Below are 23,801 nucleotides of genomic sequence, written 5' to 3' on the forward strand. Positions count from 1 at the left end.
AAACAATTATACAGCACAACCTTGTTAACTATACCCCTTGGTGTATGGTAACGGGAGCTCAACGCAGATAATATCATTAATAAAAATATAGCCGGCATGTTACGAGCATGCCGGCCTTGGATCAGTTTCTAAAAAATTAAATAACGGCTAATTACTTATTTATTAAAAACCAACTGCAAAAGTATGATTTTTCTAACACGCGGTAATGGGCGGTATACTGCCACGACCCTGGTATGTCGAAGACGTCTCATTACGCTTAAAGTTCTGCAAAGAATGAAATTGACAATTCTGCTGCTGACAGCTGTTTTTCTGCAGGTATCGGCAAATGGTATTTCTCAAAACATTAACCTCCGGGTAAAAAATGTACCCCTGGAACAGGTTTTTAAATCGATCGAACAGCAAACAGGCTATGGTTTTTTATACACAACCAAAACCATGCAGGGCGCCGAAAAGGTAAGTCTCAACTGGAAAAATATTCCGTTACAACAAGCGCTGCAGCAGTTGCTCCGGAACCAGGGGATGAGTTTCAGCATTCCTGCCGGCGGCAATACGATCGTTATCAAGAAACAGGGAAAAGTTACAGAACCCGCATCGGTGCCAGTTATTCAACCTGCTGCTATAGCGCCTCCGGTGCAACAGTTTGTTGAAATAAAAGGTATTGTAAAAAGCGAAGATTCGGGTGAGCCGTTAATAGGCGCTACTGTAACAATTAAAGGTACCAAAACGGCGACTCTTACTGATATTAAGGGTGAATTTGCGATCAGTGCAACTCCGGGCACCATATTAGTTATTACTTATGTTGGATTTGTTGACAGGGAAATCACGGTTAGAAAATCCGACTTCTATGAAGTAAAATTAACGACCAGCCCCAACTCGGTTAATGAAACAGTTGTTACCGGGGTTTACGTCAGACCTAAATCTAACTTTACCGGCGCTTCCAGTTCTTTTACTTCAGAAGATATTTCGCGCGTAAGCAACTCCAATATACTGAATGCACTTCAATCACTTGATCCTTCTTTCCAGTTAATGGAGAACCTGAACCTGGGTTCTAACCCCAATGTGTTGCCGGATGTAGTATTGCGAAGTGGTAACAGTTTAATAGATCTGGGAGGTAATTCAACAGTTCCATTCGATTATGCCAACGGCGCCAATACACCGCTCTTTATACTGGATGGTTTTGAAGTGCCGCTACAGCGTATCAATGACCTGGATATGAATCGTATAGCTAAAGTAGATATCCTGAAAGATGCCGCCGCTACTTCAATTTATGGTTCCCGGGCCGCCAATGGCGTAATTGTAATTGAAACCGTCCGACCTAAAGAGGGAAAGTTAAGAGTGTCTTACATTGGTAACGTTTCTGCCGAAATTCCTGATCTGTCGAGTTATAACCTCTTAAATGCCAGGGAAAAGTTTGACCTTGAAAATAAAATTGATGCCTACTCATTTTACGACTGGAATTTCAGGGACGAGCAGCTAGGATTTTTTTATAACCAAAGACTGGCTGCAATTGAAAGAGGAGTCAATACAGACTGGATCTCTCAGCCGGTGCAAACGGGTATCGGAACCAAACATGCTGTTTATGTTGAAGGAGGAGCTAACGACGCATTATACGGCGTTAACCTTAGCTACAACCGTATCACCGGTGCAATGAAAGGCTCTGACCGTCAACTTATTTCGGGGAATACCTTCCTTTCTTACCGGGTTAAAAAATTTCAGTTCAGGAACGACCTGACCGTTAATGCTAACACCGCCAATAATTCGCCCTATGGCTCATTTACTCAATACACGCGGTTAAATCCTTACTGGACGCCCTACGACAGCGTTGGAAACCTGAAAGTGTATCTTGAAGATATAAGGGATAACGCAGGTAACCGGCTTACCAATTTTGACCAGTATGACAATCTGGATGGCTGGCCGTTGGGCAGGGCCACCAACCCGCTATATAATGCTTCATTAAATATAGTGGATAAAAAGACCTATCAAAATCTGGTTAACAATTTCTCTGCTCAATGGCAGGCTGCACAATGGCTCCGCTTCACCGGCCGTTTTGCCTACCAGTACCAGGCGGACGAAAGCGATATCTTTCTTCCTGCACAGCATACGTCTTTTGTATCGCGGCCTACATTTGAAAAAGGTTCCTATACAAAGGGATATGGTAAGAAGCAAAGTATGGAAGGTATGATAACCGCTGACATGAATAAGCTGATTGGTCAGCACCAGTTTTTTGCTACACTGGGAACTAACCTTCAGCAACTCAAATACAATACAGAAACTTTCCGGGTGGAAGGCTTCCCCAATCCGAGGCTGGATCAATTGGTACTGGGTAACCGTTTCCCACAGGATAGTAAACCAACGGGCACGGAAAGCCTCACAAGGTTGTTCGGGTTACTGAGCAATTTGAGCTACTCTTATGACAATCGGTATTTGCTGGACTTTTCATTCAGAACTGACGGCTCTTCGCAGTTCGGTTCACTGAAACGTTTCGCCCCGTTCTGGTCTGCAGGTGCCGGCTGGAACATCCACAATGAAACGCTCGTCAAAGAGCTCGGATTTGTTGATCGCCTGAAGCTACGTTACTCTTTTGGTTACACCGGTTCGCAGAACTTTGAAAGCTATAAAGCTATATCCACTAGCCAGTATTACACATCAAGTGACTACAGAGGTGTGATCGGCACCTACCTCCTGGGCTTTGGTAACGACGCACTGGCCTGGCAAAAAACAGCAAAGAGCAACTTCGGCGCAGACATATCATTATTTAAAAAGCTGGATATTACCGGTAACTACTTCATAGAAAAAACACAGGGCAGTATTGCCACGATCTCAACAGCTCCATCTACCGGTTTTGCCTCTTATGCGGAGAATATGGGAGATGTAGTAGGACGTGGCTGGGAGCTGTACCTGCGATACAACATTCTTAATAATAATGTAAAGCGTAATAACTTATCTGTTTTTGCCAACCTGTTTTCAGTAAAGAATAAAATTGAAAAAGTTTCCAGCACCATCGCTGCAATGAATGCAAGAGCCGATACCGCAAGATCGAGCAGACCGATTACCCGGTACGCCGAAGGGCAAAGTACATCAGCCATCTGGGCAGTACCTTCATTAGGTATAGACCCTGCTACAGGCTACGAGATCTTCGTTAAAAAAGATGGCAGCCTGAGCAATATCTATGATCCGCGCGACCAGGTAATTATCGGAGACAGCAGGCCCAAAATAGAAGGAACCTTTGGTACGAGCCTGGAGTTAAATGGTATTGGATTCAACGTATTTTTCCGGTTCCGTTATGGTGGACAAGCTTACAACCAAACATTGGTGGAACGTGTAGAGAATGTGGCTGCAGCTTACTATAATGTAGACCGAAGAGTATATGAGGATCGTTGGCAGCAACCCGGTGATGTAACGTTTTTTAAAGGCCAGGCGATTACCGAGCCAACCTATACCACTTCTCGTTTTGTACAAGATGATAACCTGATGGCATTGGAAAACCTGACAATGTATTACCGGTTCTCCGACGATTTAAATAAGAAACTGGGATTGGAAAATACAAGGATCAGCTTTTTTACTTCTGATGTATTCCGTGTTTCAAGTATCAGGAGAGAACGTGGCCTGGACTATCCTTTTGCAAAAACATTCAGCCTGCAGATTCAAACCTCATTCTAACATTATAATAAATTTTTACAATGTCTTTAAAAAATAATTCTAAAAAGTTGTTTGTACTGCTGATAGCAGCCGCTCTTGTTCAGGGTTTGACCGGCTGTAAAAAATGGCTGGAGGTAAACCCCGCTACCAGAATATCGGAGGATGAGCAATTTTCTTTACAACAAGGTTATTTTGATGCTCTTTTCGGCACTTATCAAAAAATGGCGGAGTTGAGTGCATATGGTGGTTTGGGCACCTATCGTTTTATCGACGTCTTAGCTCAGTACTATGAAAATAAATCAGGTCAAACCAACACTTTTTATGGCCAAACCGCCCGGTATGCTTACGCTTCTGATGTCAATTCGCAGCAAAATGTGCGTGCTTCCATCAATTCAATATGGTCGGGCTATTATGGGGCCATTGCTCAGGCCAACTACATATTGAAGAACGTGGCGCAGAGAAACGTGCTGACAGGTACCGCCCTTAATATTGTAAAAGGAGAGGCTTTAGCAATAAGGGGCGCTGTTCACTTTGATCTGTTACGCATGTTTGCACCAGCTTCGTTGAATGGTGCTAACGACACTGCCAGGGCCATTCCTTACATGGAACAGTTTACGATTTTACCCCAGGCAAGATTATCATTGAGCGAGGTGCTGACCAGATGTGAAAATGATTTGAAAGAGGCTGAGCAGTTACTGGCCGTATATCCGGCAATTGATCAGATTGCAGCCAACCAGGGCGCTACCTCTGCTGATCTGTTGCTGGCATATCGTCAAAATCATATTAACTACTGGGCTGCAAAAGCGATCCTGGCCCGTCTGTACTTGTTCAAAGGCGATAAGACAAATGCGTTGAAATATGCAACAGAAGTGATCAATAGCCACAACTTTAACTTCATCAATCCGGGCACCCTTTCTGTAGATGCAGCTACTGACGCTTCTGATCTCACGTTCACGCCTGAGCATATTTTTTCACTCAGTGTATCTAATCTTAAACTGGCAGCTGACCAGTATTTTAAAAGCTCACAAACAGCCGCAGCTGATGCAGATGATTTGTTTTCAACAAAAACCAAGCTAGCTGCCATGTATGAAGGAACGCTTCCTGATTATGGCACCGACATACGAAACCCCGACGCCGCCAAAAGTTTATGGAACCAGCTTACTACTACTATTGTATATTCTAAAAAATATTATTCAGACAGAACCGCCAATGTGAAGCAACGTTTGGTACCCATCGTTCGCCTGCCTGAGATGTATTATATAGCTGCGGAAGCGGCCCCAACCGTGGCTGCCGGCCTGGGTTATCTTAATGTGGTGAGGTTGGCCAGGCTGATACCTGCTTTAAGCATTGATGTAGTCAATACACCTGCATTACTCGATGCTGAACTACAAAAAGAATATCGTAAAGAATTGTACGGGGAAGGGCAACTATGGTTCTGGTATAAAAGAAAAAACATTACCACTATCCCTGACGGAGTCGGGAACCCAATGACGCAGGCTAAATATACTTTCCCGTTGCCACTGGGCGAAATTGAATTTGGAGTTAATTAATCCTGATCATTTACAAATATTATTTAATGAAAAAGACATACCTGAGAAGAATTGTTTATAGTGTTTTGCTGGCATTATCATTAACGTCCTGTAAAGAAGATCAATCGCTGGTATACAAGCAGGACGCGCGTATCTATTTTAGGGAAGGAGTTAGTGTAGAATACTCATTTACTGCAGAGCCGCCAAGCGTTATTACAGACACGCTCTTCATTCCTTTACGTATCATGGGTTCAGCTACCGATCGTGACAGAACATTTAAAATCATTATCGACGACAGCTCTACTGCAAAACCAGGCTATCATTTCCAGTTTGGTCCTTTGATTATCCCGGCCAATACCTACGAGCTTTCTTTACCGGTATATATATATCGCAGGGCCGGTCTGAAAGACAGCGTTGTAAATGCCTATTTAACCATAGGAGAATCAGTCGACTTTAAACCGGGCTATATCGATAAATCGAATTCCATAAACCCATATAATAAACAGCACTACCGAATATCCTTACATGATCAGCTGTTGAAGCCTTCTACCTGGGACACGCGCTGGGCGGCCTATTTCGGTACTTATTCAAAAACCAAGCACCAGTTTATCAATCAGATTTATGGCAGTGCCAGCTGGCCGGCTGTAAACTTCCCGCAGGATATCAACTTCGTGGTGCAAACTATGAAACTGGCTTTGTATAACTATGAGCAGGCCAATGGCCCTTTAATTGACGAAAATGGCGAGCGTGTTGTTTTCCTTTAACCCCAAATTATTAAAAATGAAAGCTGATTTTATAAAATACATTCAGATAGCAATACTAATGGCCGCTACGGCGCTCACCGGCTGCTACAAAGACAAGGGCAATTATGACTATAAAGACATTAACGAAATAAGGGTCACGGATATAAATGCCGCTCAACGCATTTATGTGAACCCCGATGACACGTTGCGGCTAAACCCCTCTATAGTTCAGTCACAGCCGTCTGATGATCTGTCCTATGCCTGGTTTATGTATAATAATTCCCCCAACAGCTCTTATGTAATGCCCCGGGATACTATTGCAAGAACGCCTAATCTTGCGTTTAGAGTAACCGGTGATTTATTTGTTTTGGGAGAAAACTACAGGGTAACACTAAAAGTTACAGACAACAAAACCGGTATTTCAGCGGTACGGCAGTATGATATAACAGTAGCCAATAAATACGCACAGGGATGGATGTTTTTAGAGGAAAAGCCTACAGGTGCTGATCTCTCAATGATATTGCCTGACAACAGCGTGGAACACAACATCTATTCCCTGTTAAATCCCACAGCAGCTTTGGGAAAACCCAAATCGATAACAGCTACAAATTTTGATGTAACCGATGATCTCTCAACACCTAACCGGCGTATATATATTCAAACTGAAAATGATGCTATAGAGTTGAGCAGCCTGACGCTGACTAAGAAATTTGATATCGGCTATCTTTTCTTTACCAGGCCCCAAACGGTAAAACCCTCCTTCATAGGCTGGGCTGCTTATATGTCCGGCTCCAATCCCTGGCAACGGATGGGTATTGCTATCAACAACGGGCAGGTACATACCAATATGGTGGGTGGTTTTCCGGGCATCAAAAAATGGGGTGAAGCTATTGTGAATCCGGCGGGTGTTTACGACTATGATATAGCACCCTATCTCGCGGGTGGCAGTACTTATGCAGCTACCTACCAGGTGATAGTGTATGATAAAAAATACAGGCGGTTTTATTCCGTAGGAATGAATGCGCTTACGGCCTTTCCGTCGGCAGCCAGTACGGTCTTTAACATGAATGACGTTGGTATGGACCTGCTGTTACTGGATTCTGCTAATGTCTTGGACCGTTACAATGCCGTAATGAAAGACGGTGAAACGCCTTACCTGTTACAATTCAGGACCGTAGTTTCAGCAGATGATCCGGTTGTTACAATCGCTAAAACAGCTATGAATGCCCCGGGTATTGTAAACGCCGCAGCGTTGGCCTCATCCACACTTACTCCCCATATTTTTTACGCAGTGGGAAACAAATTATTTAAATACGAGACTACGTCCAATATAACCACCGAAGCATTTAATCTTCCTGCAGCTGAAACGGTTACCAGAATAGACTATGTGCGAGCAGCTTCCGGTACAGGTTTGCAACGGTTGGTTGTCGCTACCTGGAACGGGACAGAGGGTAAGGTGTACTACTTTAACATTTCGCCGGTCGGAGACCTGGGCAGCAATTACACCCATGTATTCAACGGGTTCAAAAAGATAATCGATTTTGTTTATAAATATTAAAACACTCAAATGAAAAAAAATGCCATTTTAGCGCTCGCACTGCTGATAGCAGGAGGAATCAATGCCCAGAGCGGGGCCGGTTCAAAGGGCCAGATTTTCGGGGAGATCTTTGAAAAAGGGACTGAAGCCCAGAAAGACTCGTTGGTAAAAGCAATTGTCGCTGATGCCAAAGTCACCGAAAAAGAAGAAGACCTGCAACTCTATTATAATTTCCTGAGCTATCGCAAACAGACCGAAGATGCAGCAGCGGTTGAAAAGCGTGCCCTCAAATTGCATCCGAAAGGTAGGATGGCCAGGAGCAAGGAGATCTCCAAATATTATGATCTGAAAGAGCTGAAAGATAAAGAGAAGCTGTATAATACTATTCTGAAAAAATTCCCGATGAGTCAATTTCCTGAGGATGGAATTGTGTATGATTATGTTACGTCTGCTCTCGCCAGGGATTTAATGAAAGAAGGTAAAAAGGAACAAAGCCTGAAACTGCTCAATAATATGCAGGAGAAATTCTGGCGCGCCCAGGGCTATATTCCTATTGCAGAAGAGCTGCTGAAGCAAGGCGATACAGCCGCCGCAGTTCCTTTGATTCAGAAAAGTATTGACGATGCACTGGGCTTTATCAATAGCAATGACCAAAGCAATAAAGCAAAATTCGCAGCAGTAGGCTATCCGGGTTATGTTCAAACTTATGCAGCGGTTTTACTCGCCCGCGGCCAGTATAAAGAAGCGCTGGACTACCTGGAGCAAGCCAGGAAGATTGTACCGGATAGAACAAAAGATTTTGCACCGGGCTACGCTAAAGCACTACAAAAGGTAGGCAGGGATCTGGAAGCTTTCACTCAATATACGACCCTTTATAAAGATGGGCAGTTTGGATATGAAAAACCGTTGGAAGAGTTATACCTAAAGTTGAATAAGGGAGCACGCACAGGATTTGACGGCTATATTGATGGACTAAAAGCTGAATTAAATGATGATATCAAAAATCACCTGTCGCAGATCATCACCGAAAAGGAAACGCCTTCCTTCAAGCTGCGAAACCTGAAAGGAGAAATAGTGGATTCCAAATCTCTATTGGGTAAAGTAGTGGTACTCGATTTTTGGGCCACCTGGTGCAGCCCCTGTATTCGCTCATTCCCCGGTATGCAAAAGGCCGTAACAAAATATGAGAAAGATCCGGATGTGGTATTCTTATTTATCGATACCTGGGAGCGTGATGAAGATTATGAGAAAAAAGTAAATGAGTTTATCGACAAAAATAAATACACGTTCAATGTATTGTTTGACGACAAAAAGAATGACGATGAAATCGCGCCTAAATTTGGCATTAAAGGAATTCCTGCAAAATTTGTAATTGATAAAAAAGGAAAGACCCGCTTTTTCCTGACTGGTTCCTCTCCATACCCTGATTACATACTGATGGAATTGACTCAAATGATCGAAAGAGCTAAAAAAGGTTAAAATAATTAATTAAATATCTGGTGCTTTTTTCATGGGTCGGTTTTTTACTGGCCCATGAATATTTATACACTTCAATTCATATGAGCTTTATAAAAAATATTACGTTACTGTTGCTGGTTCCGCTGAAAGGCCCTGCTCAGGACCAGAGTATGCCGGTTGAGGGGCAGCTACAATCAGTTTATGCTAAAGTTGCTCCTGCATGTGTAAGATCTTATGGGATAGACTCGTTCTCAGGTGCGCAAAACAGCGCACAGTTTAGTGCCGTTGTTGTTAGTTCCGATGGTATCATACTAACTGTGGCTCACGCCGTCAAGCCTGGTCATTGGTATAAAATCAGTTTCCCGGATGGAAGAACCGGGACCGCGAGAGCGCTGGGACGAATTGCCACCGATCCACAAACGCTTCTCCCGGATGTGGCGATGATGCAAATGACCGGTAAAGGTCCCTGGCCTTTTGCTGAAATGGGGCGTAGTAGTTCACTGCATACCGGACACTATTGTTTCGGGATTTCTTATCCCGAAAGCCAGAACCTGCTGGCGCCAATGCTGAGACAGGGCCATATCATTCACGCATTAAACGAATGGGGGTTTGTGGAAAGTTCCTGTATTATGGAAACCGGCGATTCCGGCGGGCCTTTGTTTGATGAACAGGGGAAAGTGATTGGACTTCATTCGCGTATTGACAAAGCCGAAGGAGCCAATTATGAAGTGCCTATTGATACTTATAGAAAATACTTTACTGCATTGCAGGTAGTAAAAAATTATGACAGTCTTCCTGAAAAAACTGATCGGCTACAGGTCGACAAAATGAAGCCTGTTCTTACATCAAAAATGGAGGTACAGTCATCGGTCAATAACCTATTTGTAAAAACAAAGAGCGAAGCGGTTGTGACAATCTACAGCCCGGGAGACACCATTCTCGGAACAGTTTTTCAGTTAAAAAATGGAGCACAGGTTGTTGTCAGCAAAAGTAGCGAGGTGAGTGATTCTGCATTTATTAATTTCAAGGGTAGCAATATCCTTTTAAAACTGCTGAAGCGGGACAGGGCAACTGATCTCGTAGCATTCACTGTGTCACACCAGTTTTCGCAACCGGTTAGAGTGGACAGCTTAAAAGTACTACCTGTAACCGATAGCAGTTTGATTGGCCGGTTTCTATATACAGTATTACCTGGCAGTAAATCAAAGGCCAGTATTGGAGGATTGCTGGTAAAGGAATTGCCCAACAGGTTTAGTTCCGGAGGCTTCAATGCTAACCTGCAGGAGCTAAATGGTTGTCCTACCGTTGTTAAACTAGATTCGGGTGGTACTGCTGCCAAAGCCGGCTTAAAAGCGGGCGACTGCGTGATGCGTATTAATAATGTGAAGGTAAACGGGGCAAAGGATTTTAATAGCGAAATGATGAAATATTATCCGGGGGACAGCGTGTGTTTTACTATTGGAAGGCAATCAGATACATTAGCTCTTACATTTGTTCTTGTTCCACGTATGTTAAGAGAACAGCCTCACCCTATGAATCATTTCGAGGGCGGTAAATCTTTGCGCCGGGATGGTTTCAAAAATGTGATCCTGCATGATGCAAGAATCCGTTCCTACGAATGCGGAAGTCCCTTATACGACTTAAAAGGAGACCTGGTGGGATTGAATATTGCAAGATTTAGTCATACAACCACCATCGCTCTAAACCTTTCAGAGCTAATGTCGTTTATCAATACCATTCATTGAAGGATCATTAATCAGATGGGATAAGCGGTGACACTCTTGGTCTCTGATAAGGCAAAATAGCTGTTCACCGTAGTAATATTGGGAAGTTTTGCCAGTTTATAGCGGTAAAATTCGTGGTACTCCTCCATATCCCTGGTTGATATACGAAGAAGGAAATCGAAAGAACCGGTCATCTGGAAGCATTCCAGCACTTCAGGGAACTTCTTTACTGCTTTTTCGAATTGCTCAAGCACCTCTGTAGTATGTTGATTGAGCAGCACATGGCTGAATGTGAGAAGCCCTTTACCGATCTTTTTGCGATCAAGAACAGCAACGGATCTAAGGATCACACCTTCCTGTTTTAACCTGGATATACGGTCGTGGATCGTAGTAATGGAACGTCGTAAAGTTTGGGCAATCTGGCGATGCGTAACAGATGCATCCACCTGTAAGATCCTGAGTATTTGTTTATCCAGTTCATCTATCTCAAACATATTTTTTCACTTTAGTGTTTTATGTGCAATACCGAAAAAATTGCGAATTATATATAAATCACGAGCTCAAAGTGATTTATTTTTCGGTTTACGACGCAAATAATAAATAAAATTCCGGCATTTTACCCAAATATCAATACAAAAAATAAGTAAAAGATCTTTGAGCCGTGTTTTTGCATACCTCAAATACCCTTTCCATCACCAAAAACAAAAAAATAGCAAAAATCATGAGGCATTTATTTTTAACAGTTGTAGCATTTGCAAGTACTTTGTTGTGCTTTTCCCAGGTCAAACAGCCCGCTAAATGGAGCTTCTCCGCAAAGAAGATCAACGCAACCACCTATGAAATTCATCTAATGGCCAGCCTGGAAGGGGGTTGGCATATTTACTCGCAAACAACACCTGCGGGAGGGCCTGTAGCTACTAAACTTAAGTTTACCCCCAATCCTTTGATTACCGTTGAAGGTGTGTCAAAAGAAATAGGAAAATTAGAGAAAAAACATGAAGCCATATTCGGGATAGATGTAAAGCAGTTTTCAAATACTGTAGACTTTGTGCAGGTGGTGAAGTTAAAAGGAAAAGTAAAAACCAATATTACGGGCAGTATCGACTATATGACCTGCAATGACAGGGAATGCCTGCCACCCACCCAGCAAAAATTTTCTATCGCCCTACAATAAGTACCTTTTATGAAGAAAAGATTATTTGCATGCCTGGCTGTATGGTTACAATGCATCGTTTTTACAGCATCAGCAGCGGACACCACCGATATACGTTTTGAATATAAAGCTGAACGTATCAACGATAAAGAAGCGACGCTTTCGGTTACTGCCCGCCTGTCAACCGGTATTCAACTTTATGCAATACAGCAAAGCGACACGGACCTATTGTATTCAACCATTCTTTTTGATACTACGGCTACGAGGCACTACACCGGACCGGTAACCGAAAAAGGAGCAAAGCAGTCAGAGTATGACACATCAGTAAGTGCAACGGTTCATTTTTATACCGACTCTGTAGTCTGGCAGCAAAAAATCAATTTGGCAGAAAACGATAGTTTATTAAGCAGGGTACAGGTGAATTATTTGTATAAAAAAGGCGACGCTTATTTACCAGGTGAGGAAACCGGGAAATTTTATATCGAGCCGGTCTCAGTCGTTTCACCGGTTGCAGATATGGCCGATCGCTCACTGCTATGGATCTTTCTAACGGCATTTGGCGGTGGATTGCTGGCCTTATTAACGCCCTGTATTTACTCAATGATCCCGGTAACTGTCTCTTTTTTTACCAAGCGCAGCAAGACAAAGCTGGAAGGCAGAAAGAATGCAGTTATTTATTCCTTGTCCATTATATTCATATTTACATTTATAGGCTTTCTGATCACCCTGATCTGGGGGCCAACCGCTTTGAATGATATTTCCACGAATTGGATCTTTAACCTGTTTATTTTCCTGGTCTTCGTTGTATTTGGTATTTCTTTTTTAGGCGCTTTCGAAATAACCCTGCCTGCATCCTGGTCTAATAAGGCCGACTCCAAAGCCAACGCTTCCAGCTTTCTGGGTATATTCTTCATGGCGCTGGTACTGGTGGTAGTATCATTCAGTTGTACGGGTCCAATACTAGGTCTTTTGCTACCCGTCATTTTTAAAGGAGGATATGCCGGACCACTGGTTGGATTTTTTGGTTTTTCGCTGGCGCTTTCTATTCCATTTGCCTTATTTGCCTTCTTCCCATCCTGGTTAAATAGCTTGAGTAAACCGGGGGGGTGGATGAATACGATAAAAGTTACACTTGGATTTATTGAACTGGCCCTGGCGCTTAAATTCCTGTCTAATGCGGATCTGGCGAGGGGCTGGAGATTATTAGACCGGGAAATATTCATTGCCGCATGGATCGTAATCTTTATATTACTGGGTATTTACCTGCTTGGCAAGCTGAAGTTTCATCACGATGATGAATTGCCAAAAAATGATTTTGGCATACCCTACCTGTCTGTAACAAGGCTATTGTTTGCCACAACTTCCCTGATCTTCGCAGTATATATGATCCCCGGATTATGGGGTGCTCCTTTAAAAGGTATTTCAGCATTCGTTCCCCCAATGGGCACACAGGATTTCAATGCAGACGACCTGCCTTCCGGTTTTAATTTTTCATCAACAGGACGCACCGGCAATACGAATAGCCACAGCGCAGATGGTTTGCCTAAGCCGGAAAAGTACTATGAGGAGATGAGGAAGAATGAGCCGGATGTGGTGGTCAACAACGGTATGGTCACCTACTTTGATTATCATGAAGCGCTTGCGGTTTCGCGTAAATTAAAAAAGCCGTTGATGCTGGATTTTACGGGCATCAATTGTGTAAACTGCCGCAAAATGGAAGGCCAGGTATGGAGCGACCCAAAAGTAATGGAGCGTTTAAAAAATGATTTCGTGATCGTATCTCTTTACGTAGATGTACATAATGTTTACATACCTCAACAGGAACAATATTTTTCAAAAACATTAGACAGGCAGGTTGAAACATTGGGAGACCTGAATGCAGACATGCAGGTTACAAAGTTTGGTGCCAATACACAACCCTATTATTTCTTCCTGGATGGCAACGGGCAACGCTTGCGGCCTGATGGTTATGGCTATGACCCTGATATCAATAAATTCATCCGTTTGCTCGATGAAGTAAAGGCCACTTTTCAGAAAGGTAATCCATAATAATATTTTACCCTATCACATTAATAATATGAAAACGGCAATAGCTGAAACATCAAAAGATATAGAAGACTGCGGTTGTTATAACGGATCTGCAGGTAATGCAGAAGAGCAACTTAAAAATAAGTTAGCGCACCTTTGGCATATGGTAGGTAATACTCCCTTGCTGGAGATTTCTTATCGCTATAAGGGCAAATGCAGAAAAGTGTATGTGAAATGCGAGCATTATAATCTTACCGGTAGTATCAAAGACCGAATGGCACTTTATATTCTCCAAAAAGCATACTCGGAGAAATTAATTCAGCCAGGGAATACTATAGTAGAAGCAACCAGTGGCAACACAGGTATTGCTTTTTCTGCCATAGGCAGAGCGCTCGGTCACAACGTAAAGATCATTATGCCCAACTGGCTGAGTAAAGAGCGGGTAGACATTATAAGCAGCCTGGGCGCTGAAGTAATATTGATCAGTAAAGAGCAGGGTGGCTTTCTCGGAAGTATAAAATTGTCTGAAGAAATGGCGCAAACGGATACTTCGGTTTTCTTACCGCGTCAGTTCGAGAATCTATATAATTGTGAAGCACATGAAAAAACAACCGGCAAGGAAATATGGATGCAGCTACAGTCTATCGACAAAACGCCGGATGCATTTGTGGCAGGCGTAGGCACAGGCGGTACTATCATGGGAGTTGGTAACTATTTAAAAAGCCGCAATCCGCGTGTTCGCATTCATCCACTGGAGCCGGCTGAATCTCCCACCTTATCCACCGGCTATAAAGTAGGTTCTCATCGTATCCAGGGTATTTCTGACGAATTCATTCCAGCTATAGTAAAGCTGGATCAATTAGACAAAGTAGTTAAAGCATCAGACGGCGATTCTATTATCATGGCTCAGCAATTGTCCCGGAAACTGGGTTTGGCGGTAGGCATATCTTCGGGTGCTAACATGATAGGAGCGATTCAACTACAGGAGGAGCTGGGTGATCAGTCTGTAGTGGTAACTGTATTTAGCGATAGTAATAAAAAATACCTGAGTACCGACCTCATGAAAGAGGAACCGGTAAAAGCCGGCTATTATTCAACAGACGTTGAGTTGTTGGATTACCGGGGTATCGGAAGGTATTATTAACCTTAAATTACACAATCATGTCATACAACTGAGAGGCATTTTATAAGTTGTATGATTTACCGGGCAAGCATATCAGTTGGTTTGTTAGGTTCGGAATTGTTATTATGCCATAACCGGGATATACAAAATAACGGTTGTACCATTTTCACTGATGGTGGTGGAAATACCTGCATTTTTTCCCAACAAACTCATGCGTTCACGGCTGATGGTGCCTGACAGGGAGCGATGAGCAGCTTCACTAACCTCAGTTGTTTTTTTACCGCTGTCTGTTATAGATACCTTTACAATTTCATCTTTCAAAGAAAAATCAACATTAACCCGTCCTTCGCCAGAATTCAGGTCAATTCCATGTAGGATGGCATTTTCTACAAAAGGTTGTATCAACATGGGTGGTATCATTACCGCATCCCAGTCAGATCCCTGCTCCCGGTTAATATTGTATTCAAATGCATTTTCGAACCGCATTTGTTGAAGATTGAGATAGTTTTCCAGGGTTTCCATCTCTTCGCATAAGGGCACTAATCGTTCACGGCTTAATTCTAAACTGCTGCGGAGTAGCCGGCTGAAACGGTTCAAATATTTAATGGCAGCTTCTTTTTTATCCAGCCGCACAAAGCTTTGTACAGCAGCAAGCGTATTAAAAATAAAATGAGGCTCCATTTGAGTACGCAACAATTGCTGTTGTAATAATACCTTTTCCTTTTCCTGAACAGCGCGACGTTGGCGATAATTGTAGTAGAAAAAAAGCAGGCCCGATGCCAGCAAAACAGATACTAATATTACAATAACCAGCCATAGCCTGTTTTGCTGCAATTGTAGCTGGTTGATCTTCATATTTTCGTTTAGCGCCACAATTGACCTGTCTTTGGCCTGTAGCTGATAGAGCGCATTCATCTCTGTAACTGCCTGGGTATTTTCAGTTTCATAATTTCTTTTCTGTAAATCCAGAACCTCGCTCAAAAGGTTCAGCGCCCCTTTGTTATTTCCCTGCAGTTCGTATAAAGAAGCCAGGTTGCTTTTATAGATAACCTGTTGACCGATTGCTATGTCCTCAGGATGCTTATTCATCAACTGCGCTGCCTTCTGTAGGTAAAAGGAGGCCTGGCTGCCAGTTTTCAGCTCCACATACGCGCCACCAATATTCATGTAGTCAACAAAAAGATTGACAACAGCCGTGTTCGAGCCTGGCATGGCCTGGTACTTTTCCTCATCAATGGCACTTTTTAAAAGTTGATAGTGTAAAATAGAATCAGTTTGATGCATTGCTTCAAAATACTTCACCTTACATTCATATAGATAGCTGTCGTCGTAGCCATCAGGATATTGATGGTGCAGGATCTCCAGTTTCCTTAAATAAAAAGCAATACTATCGGCTGGCTTATGTTGCGCATTAAGCGTCTGGATAATTTGTACCAATACCCGTTGCTGGTTGATATTACCGGGTGGCAGCTGTGGCGATAATAGCAATACAGCACGATTCATTTGCTGAGCCAGCTCATATTGGTACAAAAGGGTATTGCTTTGTGCCGCAGATAAAAGCATAATGCTACGGCTAAGCGGAGAGAGGTTAATTGTACTGTCTGCCAATATAATTGTGGCTGCCTTGTTATAATAATAGTTGGCCTGATGCTCGGTAGTGTCGTTGCTTCGTATATTGCCCATGCCGTTATAAATACGTGCTTTTAATTCCAGGTTTCCCTGGGTAGGCTCAATCAGCTCCAGCGCTTTTGCTATATACCTTTCTCCCGAATCGCTACCTGCCATTGCGTACAAACGGGCAATATTGTAATTGGTTTTGGCGAAAAGTGTGGCATCCTTTTGAAGTTCGGTTGTATTGCTTAATGATAACCACACCTGTAGTAACGAATCATTGTTGGCAGGTGATGATTTTACGTCTTCCAACTCGCTTACCTGCCGCGTTAAAACCAGGATTAGAGGTGCCTCGTTGGCTTCATTTTTACAGGCGCAAAACAAAGCTACTATCAGGACGGAAAAAGCATAATAGGATCGTAATTTCATTCGGCAGGGAAAAGTTGGTTGAGAATAAAATTTTTTCTGCGAAGAGAAATGGGAATTTCCTCTTTACTCTTTAGCACAATATACTCCGACCGGTTTACGCCTGAAATATATTTTTTGTTAACCAGGTAAGATTGATGAGATCTTAAAAAATGAGGAGCTTTCAGCAATTCTTCATAAAACTTAAGTGGTTTAGACACCAGTTCTTTTTCCCCACTGTTTAAATAAAAAAAAGTATAAGGTCCATCTCCTTTACAATATACAATGTCCTGTACATTAATAATACGAACATGGTTAATTGAATGCAAGGCGATACTTTCCGGCAATACCACTTCCTCCTTTAATAATTGCTGTGTTAATGAGAGTTGCTGCATCCATTGCGAATTATTATCGCGGCGGCGGCGGTATCTTTCCAATCCCTCTTTTAATTCAACCTGGTCGATGGGCTTTAAAAGATAATCTAATGCCCCATATTTAATAGCACGTATAGCAAACTGATTGTAAGCAGTGATAAAGATAATATTCTCTGGAATGGGAGTTAGCTGTTTCAAGATATCAAAAGCAGTGCCATCGCGCAGCTGTATATCCATTAATATTACATCAGGCTGCTTTTCCTTTATAAGAGTAAGTGCTGTTTTTACACTATCACTCCAGCCAACCAGTTCAGTGCCTTCTTCCTGCTGCACGAGGTAAGTAATTTCTTTACGTACCGCGGGCTCATCTTCAATTATAGCTATAGTTATCATGCTTATTAATAGGTTGTAAAGATATTAACAGAGACGGGAGTGTGTACTTTTATTTTCACCATTAAGTGACGTATATCCGCAAAAATATTTTCGGGGCTATTCTTCCATGGGTTCAGCTCTTGAATTCACCCATTCCAGTTTGCCATTTTTAAAGCGCCACACATCATGCCACCAGCGCGCGCCGCCCCTGCAGGAGGTTGTAAGCTCTTTCTTTTTCTCGTCTACTGCTACATCACAAAGACAGCTGCATTTGACTTTTTCGTTATACTCCGGCTCCTGCAGCCGGTCAAATTGCTGGTATTTGGGATTATATAAGTAAATAACATATTGCTGATAAACACCCATTCCCGCGTCAGCAACCGAAAACCCTACATCGTCATAACCATCAAAATTATAGTCTGCAATATGACTTTGCCTGGCACCACCTGGTTGTATAATTTCTGGTAATATCAGCACGCTTACCGTTTTGTTTGGATACCTGAATATAAGGGTGTCATTATAAAAGTGATTAAATTCAACAAGGGTACCGTGAAGCAGGTATTTGCCAACACCATCATATTCTTCTTTTTTTTCCGGTTCCTCTAAATCGAATTTACGGTTGTCTCTGCCCCGCAGGTACCATGCGCCTGTAATATATCTCAGGCCCTCTCTCAAACTATAAGTACCTGAAGTTTTTCCATCAACAATCTCATTCCAAACATATACCTGCTCATCTGGTTGACCATACTCCCGGTCTGTACTATCGAGCTTATAGCTTTTTAGCCGGAGCGGAATAATGCCTTTTTGTCCTGAATATTGAACAAAGGCTCCTTTCCCTTTTGAACCGTAGTATACTTTAAGGCTAAAAGATGGTTTTGTTTTTGATTTCAGTAAAAATGGCTGAGCCATCGATTGTGTAAGGCTGCTATATATGATCAGTAATAACAGGATAATAGGTTTACTCATCAAATTTCGGTTTAAACTTTCTTTTACTTTTTTCTCTGTAGGTTATAATAAAAAATATTATTATAATAACAAGTATAGTTATTGCAATTGTGCCAATCAGCTGAAAGAAGATCCAGGAGAACTCCGCAGTATCTCCAATACAGTCAAGTGAATATCCCCAGAATGTTGTTACAGTAGCTCCTCCGGTCGCATTTATGCAGGCGCAGTACTCCGGTAACACCAATAACAGGTCGAATGCTACCAGTAACAGCAATAATGTGATTAAAATAATATTGACGACCTTAACAAATTTCATGAGCAAATATCAACGATACTGTTTTTGAATTCTGGCTTCGGGGTTGATACAAAAAAGATATAACGACAGCAGGAAAGTCCATTCTAATGGCTTCATAACAATGTAAGTAAAATTAGATGCTTTCACTGAATTGATCTTTTGAGACAGATTATAGCCATACCTGTCATAAAACTGCCTGATAGACTGATGGAAAGCCGGGGCTATGGCCTGTATATATTCTTCAAACGCATTAGCGATCATTAATTGCCGGTTGACAATTGCGGGCTGGCCATGTCTGATGCCCACTCTCAACGGTTTTACCAGCTTTGGATTACCCCGGGCTGCTACCGTACACAGGTAATGTCCGCGGTGATCAAGCGGCGGTGGATGCATTTTTTGTGAAAAGGTCCATGTGGTAGTGTCAGTGAAAACCTTTACCAGCGAGTTGAAATCCTGGCCCAGCAAAATAAGGATCAGGGTTATAATAAACCACACCGGCAGCAGCAACAGCAATGCCCAGGTTGCCTCATGATAACTGCCAGCCAACAGCGAATTACAATAACGGAGAAAGGAGTTTTTAAAAGTTCTTTGCCTGGCCAGCCTACGTTCTTCGTTTACCACGTTGGTAATTAATAGTATGCTGATCAATAAATTGAGCAGGGGAGCAGGTAGTAGCAGCGCAGTTCCATCATTACCTTTATATCTATCTATACTTCCAGTATCATGTGAGCCTACCTGTACTATTACCAAAACATTGACGATGCTACCCATAAATAACATTGCCAGCATTAATACCAATGTCAACGGTGGCATCTGTCGTCCCTTCACCCATATAAAGAACAGGGCTACATGGTATAATAAGAAAAAGGCCAGGAGACTCAGCGTATGTTGATCTCCAAATGGGGAATAACAATTATCTATCGGGTCGATGGCCTGTATATACGGACGATCATGTATCATCATCCCTAGTACAAATAAAGCAGAGAGCGCTATATACAATACCAATATTATTATTGCGCCCCCGGTTATATGAGGGAATTGTTTCTTTAGAAGCGTCAACGCGATAAGCGTACTTATTATTAATGCAATTGTGCCAAAGATCAATGTATCCACCATATCAATTGGCTTTTCCTTTTTTAACCAGGTGAATATATTTAAGGTCGCAATCTCCGAATTTCACATAATAATTCATGGCATTGCCTGTATTTTGAATAGTAATTTCATTTTCATATAATACGCCCTGAACTTCCTGGGGTAAAGCTATGTCTTCCTGTTCCTTTACTTCCTCTTCATCAAAATTTACGGCACCTTCATATTCGCTCCACTCAATATCCTTTAAAGTGATATAGTAACCGTCCTGCTTTTCATTGGGCGTTATTATAACATCGCCCTGTAATTGTTTTGTGTTGGTTTTTAACCGGTAATTAAATTGATTTTTATTTGAGTTTATATTTAATTCCATTTTGCAGCTGGTATGATCAGATTCCAATATATAGTCGCCCGCAATATCAAATAAGTATTCAACACTGTCTTGAGTAGTTGCACTGGCGGATGGGGCCTCAATCGCCGTATTTATTGTATCACGGGTATTAACAACAGTATCGTCCGGATCATTGATATGCTTTTCACCCGGCGATGTACAGCTGACTAAAAAAAGCAATACAGTGTACAGCAATAAGATTTTTTTAAGGGTCATACTCAAAGTTAGATGCATATTATAATGGCGCAAAAGGGTATGCATTTATAATAATTTATCAATCTGTTCTTTCCATTTAGAGTTGATGATTTCAAGTTCTGCAGTAAGTTTTCCTTTTTCATCATCGGGTAGGTTCTCTTTCGCCTCCATTAACCGCACAAGCCAGTCAGCATAAGCATTGGTCAACTCCGGACGTGCATCCTTATCATCTTTTTCTACCGCAGCTGAAAGTTCATTCTACAATTTTGGGAATCCAGCGATTATTTGGTTAACTGTATCATTGGAAGAAGAAGGTAGTTTAATACCCACTTCTGCAAAATAGTTTTTTGCATTAGTTTTCGAGCCACAACCTGACAAGATGATGCTCGTCAGTAATAATGCAAGAACCAGGCCTCCTAAAAATTTCATGTTGATTTATTTATGTGTTTGTAATTAGTGAACCGGCGCTGTCGAAGCAGCCCTGTTGCTATAAAGCAGGGTATCTATCTTATTCCCCATTATTTTACGGGATCCACGAATGACATGGAAGCCGGTTGCATTAACTATATTTCTTATAATAGGTTGTAATATTTGTGGTTGGTTATTGGGTTGCAGGTATACTAACAGGTTATTTTGCTTATCATAAATATCAAGTCTGTTAACATTTTTCACATTGAGTTCCAGGCGATCAATAGCATTAAAATGAATCAACAGATCTTGTTTTCCTTTTTGCCTGATTGTCATTTTCCTATCATCGATATCAACAGTCACTGTCGGATTCAAAAAGCGAAGTAAAATAAACAGGGGCGCTATTACCGCAATGCCAACAACAAAACCCGCTCCCTTGGCGCTACCCATACTGTTTACTTTATCTGCCATGCCATTAATGCCTCCAAAGAAAAAACTGGAAAGAGCGAAAATTACAATAAGGTAAATAATAGCTATGGTGATTGACCTGGGAATACTATGTTGTTTGAGATGATATGTTTTCATAACAATAGATAATATTAAGCATTAAAAGAAGATGAAATAAAAAAGAAGCAGGCTTTTTACCAGAAGGTTTTACATAGTCGCCCCGTCTGCCTTCTTCTTCAACCCAGCGATTGAGTTTTCGGGTTAATTGTAATAAAGCCAGGCTACCCGCATCCTGGTGATTGTTTGCGTACAATTTTAGTGAACTTGTATCTGTAATAGTTGTTGCAGCAACATGCTGCCTGCTGCCTGTTTACATCCTTACAAGCCGTCACCAGCCAACTACCTAGTAAAATAAAAGCTATTCGTTTCATTGGTGTCAGGGAAATGGGATCAATCTATCATTGACCAGGTCGTACTCATACAAACGATGAGTCTCTGAATCGAGATATAACCATTGAATAATATTAGAATGGGTACCCTGGTCATTAGAAAGCCCCAGCACTACATAATGTCTTCCTTTTTCATCTCTTTCCTCTATGGAGTAAACGAACGTTGTTTGTTCAGGCATTCCAAGGTGCAACAGTACCAGCGGTTGTTTGGAATATGCAATATAATATTCAACCAGGAGATAGAGATAATCTTTAAACTCATCCGTGTAGTCGGTGTTCTGCGCGTACCAGTATCGGATTGGTTTGGTATAATTTTTTCTAAAAGCGGCTACTTTGCCGTCTTTTATTTTCTTTGCACTCACCAGCCGCTCTTTAAAATCCAATCTGTCTCCATCACCTGCTATCCATATACTGTCCATTTTCCATTGTATGACCAGGGTATCTCCACGCAGGAAATCCAGTTTTCGTTCAACCAGGTCGTCATACACCAGGGATATCAGCCGGTTTTCCTTTCTTATATAAAAAAGAAAATAGTCTCCATTATCGTCCCGCTCGGCAAATGTTACCGTATCGGTAAATATTTTACCGACGGACACTTTGCTACCCGGACTCAGTTCGCTTTTGTATAGTACTTCAGATATGGCATCTTCGACCGGAAGAGAAATGACAGAGCTACTATCCACCGACTTCTTATTAGCGTCCTTATGCTGAACATTCTTACAGGAATAGAAGATTAACATCCCAAAAGGCAATATCCATTGTTTTATAAACAAAGTTTTCATTTGCCCAGTTTTCTTTTGCTTTCCATACTTTCCCAGAAATCCATCATACCTGCTTTGTTTTTGGGTTTTTCAAACCGGAAAGTAATAAAACTACCCTGTTCCTTGTTTCCTGATATAAACAAATGAGTTTCCCATCCGTCAGGCAAGGATAAATGCAAGGCCATACCTTCCTGCTTGTCTTCTCTTATACGACTTGTTTCCAGCTGATTTACCCGTGAAATGGCATTATTCATAACTGTTTTAAAAAGCGTATTGTCTTTTAAAAATTGCAGGTTATAAAGTAATGTTTCTTTGATTGCAGATGGATCCGTTTCCAATGCAGCTTTATATTTAATGGTCTTGCTAAAGTACAGATCCAGTTCTTCACATCCGCTTAATGTGGCCACAAACTTCGAACCGTCGCTCATGTGTACAATTTCGGTACAGGCTTCATTAAACCGGTCGTCTATTTCCAGCGTACTGTCTATCTTTAGGTTATTATCCTTTTTAAAGATCTGCTTTTTCATAGATGCCAGCGGGCAATAAACGTAACGGTCTTCTACGATCTTATTATCCCTGAAAGAAAAACTAACTGCTACATGTTTCAGATTGTCTTCGCCTTCACCATAAGATCGGGACATAGGGTTTTCATTGTAAGTAGCATATAATTTCCCGTCTTTTACCCGGTCTATTTCAAGGTGACCATAAGAGAATTTGCCACCTCCGAATAAAATATACTGATCAATGATCGAACGCTTGTCATCGAGCAGCACCACACGGTAATCGAAACCGTAAGCGTTACCTCCGCCACCTAACCCTTCATCTGTAAAAAGAAATACTGCATCAGGCCAGCCGTCTTTGTTAAAATCAGTAACCCATTTTTGAGAAGATTCAGCTGACAAACAAGATAAAAAATGTCCGTCTTTATCACGAAGACAGTTATCTCCGGGCTTGGTTATTCCTTCTCTGTCTTTCATTTCTATCTTTACTAATTGATCTCCTATTGTATGTAAAGTAACAGAATCCAATGCTTGTGCATGAGCACAACTAATAGAAGCTTGCAGAAAAATTATGATAAGTATTCTTAGTTGAATGTTCATGAGCGCATTAAAATTTTAGGGGTGT

General features: G+C 41.8%; 20 protein-coding genes. 9 read left to right on the forward strand and 11 right to left on the reverse strand.

Features of this window, described 5'->3' with window-relative positions:
- Positions 1-273 precede the first annotated feature (273 nt).
- The 6 genes from U0035_RS02175 to U0035_RS02200 all read left to right on the forward strand — a co-directional run bounded on the left by U0035_RS02175 (position 274) and on the right by U0035_RS02200 (position 10,651).
- Positions 274-3,660 (forward strand): SusC/RagA family TonB-linked outer membrane protein, encoded by a 3,387-nt coding sequence (locus U0035_RS02175; RefSeq protein WP_162817980.1) that lies wholly within the window; start codon positions 274-276, stop codon positions 3,658-3,660.
- Between the two features lie 20 nt (positions 3,661-3,680).
- Positions 3,681-5,189: a RagB/SusD family nutrient uptake outer membrane protein gene (locus tag U0035_RS02180; protein WP_114792544.1), complete on the forward strand. Its 1,509-nt coding sequence runs from the start codon at positions 3,681-3,683 to the stop codon at positions 5,187-5,189.
- Between the two features lie 26 nt (positions 5,190-5,215).
- A complete protein-coding gene (locus U0035_RS02185) occupies positions 5,216-5,932 on the forward strand; it encodes a DUF4843 domain-containing protein (RefSeq protein WP_114792545.1) in 717 nt (238 codons plus the stop codon).
- A gap of 16 nt (positions 5,933-5,948) precedes the next feature.
- The gene (locus U0035_RS02190; RefSeq protein ID WP_162817981.1) at positions 5,949-7,469 is read left to right on the forward strand and encodes a PKD-like family lipoprotein; all 1,521 of its coding nucleotides are present in this window, start codon (positions 5,949-5,951) and stop codon (positions 7,467-7,469) included.
- Positions 7,470-7,478: 9 nt separating this feature from the next.
- Positions 7,479-8,927, forward strand: coding sequence for a redoxin domain-containing protein (locus U0035_RS02195; RefSeq protein ID WP_114792547.1), 1,449 nt, complete (start codon positions 7,479-7,481; stop codon positions 8,925-8,927).
- Between the two features lie 80 nt (positions 8,928-9,007).
- Positions 9,008-10,651 carry a trypsin-like peptidase domain-containing protein gene (locus U0035_RS02200; protein WP_114792548.1) on the forward strand — a complete coding sequence of 548 codons (1,644 nt, stop codon included), beginning with the start codon at positions 9,008-9,010 and terminating at the stop codon, positions 10,649-10,651.
- A gap of 11 nt (positions 10,652-10,662) precedes the next feature.
- On the opposite strand, the gene U0035_RS02205 is transcribed toward U0035_RS02200, so the two are convergent.
- Positions 10,663-11,124 (reverse strand): Lrp/AsnC family transcriptional regulator, encoded by a 462-nt coding sequence (locus tag U0035_RS02205; protein ID WP_114792549.1) that lies wholly within the window; start codon positions 11,122-11,124, stop codon positions 10,663-10,665.
- A 227-nt stretch (positions 11,125-11,351) separates the two neighbouring features.
- Here U0035_RS02205 and U0035_RS02210 point away from each other — a divergent pair, with 227 nt between their 5' ends.
- From U0035_RS02210 to U0035_RS02220, 3 genes are read left to right on the forward strand one after another with little or no spacing between them, the layout of a single operon-like run.
- Positions 11,352-11,804, forward strand: a complete 453-nt coding sequence (locus U0035_RS02210; RefSeq protein WP_114792550.1) for a protein-disulfide reductase DsbD domain-containing protein — start codon at positions 11,352-11,354, stop codon at positions 11,802-11,804.
- 9 nt (positions 11,805-11,813) lie between these two features.
- Complete coding sequence (locus U0035_RS02215) at positions 11,814-13,832, forward strand: protein-disulfide reductase DsbD family protein (protein ID WP_114792551.1); 2,019 nt, start codon at positions 11,814-11,816, stop codon at positions 13,830-13,832.
- Between the two features lie 28 nt (positions 13,833-13,860).
- Positions 13,861-14,955 carry a PLP-dependent cysteine synthase family protein gene (locus U0035_RS02220; RefSeq protein ID WP_114792552.1) on the forward strand — a complete coding sequence of 365 codons (1,095 nt, stop codon included), beginning with the start codon at positions 13,861-13,863 and terminating at the stop codon, positions 14,953-14,955.
- A gap of 102 nt (positions 14,956-15,057) precedes the next feature.
- On the opposite strand, the gene U0035_RS02225 is transcribed toward U0035_RS02220, so the two are convergent.
- From U0035_RS02225 to U0035_RS02270, 10 genes are all read right to left on the reverse strand, one after another.
- Complete coding sequence (locus U0035_RS02225) at positions 15,058-16,974, reverse strand: sensor histidine kinase (protein WP_114792553.1); 1,917 nt, start codon at positions 16,972-16,974, stop codon at positions 15,058-15,060.
- Positions 16,971-17,717 (reverse strand): LytR/AlgR family response regulator transcription factor, encoded by a 747-nt coding sequence (locus U0035_RS02230; protein WP_114792554.1) that lies wholly within the window; start codon positions 17,715-17,717, stop codon positions 16,971-16,973. The genes U0035_RS02225 and U0035_RS02230 overlap by 4 nt, the downstream gene beginning before the upstream one ends.
- Positions 17,718-17,813: 96 nt before the next feature.
- A complete protein-coding gene (locus tag U0035_RS02235) occupies positions 17,814-18,662 on the reverse strand; it encodes an XAC2610-related protein (protein ID WP_114792555.1) in 849 nt (282 codons plus the stop codon).
- Positions 18,655-18,957, reverse strand: coding sequence for a hypothetical protein (locus U0035_RS02240; RefSeq protein WP_114792556.1), 303 nt, complete (start codon positions 18,955-18,957; stop codon positions 18,655-18,657). The genes U0035_RS02235 and U0035_RS02240 overlap by 8 nt, the downstream gene beginning before the upstream one ends.
- Positions 18,958-18,966: 9 nt before the next feature.
- The gene (locus U0035_RS02245) at positions 18,967-20,052 is read right to left on the reverse strand and encodes a DUF6688 domain-containing protein (RefSeq protein ID WP_211316519.1); all 1,086 of its coding nucleotides are present in this window, start codon (positions 20,050-20,052) and stop codon (positions 18,967-18,969) included.
- Position 20,053: 1 nt separating this feature from the next.
- A complete protein-coding gene (locus U0035_RS02250) occupies positions 20,054-20,632 on the reverse strand; it encodes a hypothetical protein (RefSeq protein ID WP_162817982.1) in 579 nt (192 codons plus the stop codon).
- 432 nt (positions 20,633-21,064) lie between these two features.
- Positions 21,065-21,604, reverse strand: coding sequence for a hypothetical protein (locus U0035_RS02255; RefSeq protein WP_114792558.1), 540 nt, complete (start codon positions 21,602-21,604; stop codon positions 21,065-21,067).
- Entirely contained in the window at positions 21,576-21,779 is a 204-nt protein-coding gene (locus U0035_RS02260; protein WP_114792559.1) for a hypothetical protein, read from the reverse strand. The genes U0035_RS02255 and U0035_RS02260 overlap by 29 nt, the downstream gene beginning before the upstream one ends.
- Before the next feature lie 123 nt (positions 21,780-21,902).
- Positions 21,903-22,697 carry a hypothetical protein gene (locus tag U0035_RS02265; protein ID WP_114792560.1) on the reverse strand — a complete coding sequence of 265 codons (795 nt, stop codon included), beginning with the start codon at positions 22,695-22,697 and terminating at the stop codon, positions 21,903-21,905.
- On the reverse strand, positions 22,694-23,776 hold the full coding sequence (locus U0035_RS02270; RefSeq protein ID WP_114792561.1) for a hypothetical protein: 1,083 nt from the start codon (positions 23,774-23,776) through the stop codon (positions 22,694-22,696). The genes U0035_RS02265 and U0035_RS02270 overlap by 4 nt, the downstream gene beginning before the upstream one ends.
- Between the last annotated feature and the right edge of the window lie 25 nt (positions 23,777-23,801).

Source organism: Niabella yanshanensis (assembly GCF_034424215.1).
Lineage (GTDB): Bacteria > Bacteroidota > Bacteroidia > Chitinophagales > Chitinophagaceae > Niabella > Niabella yanshanensis.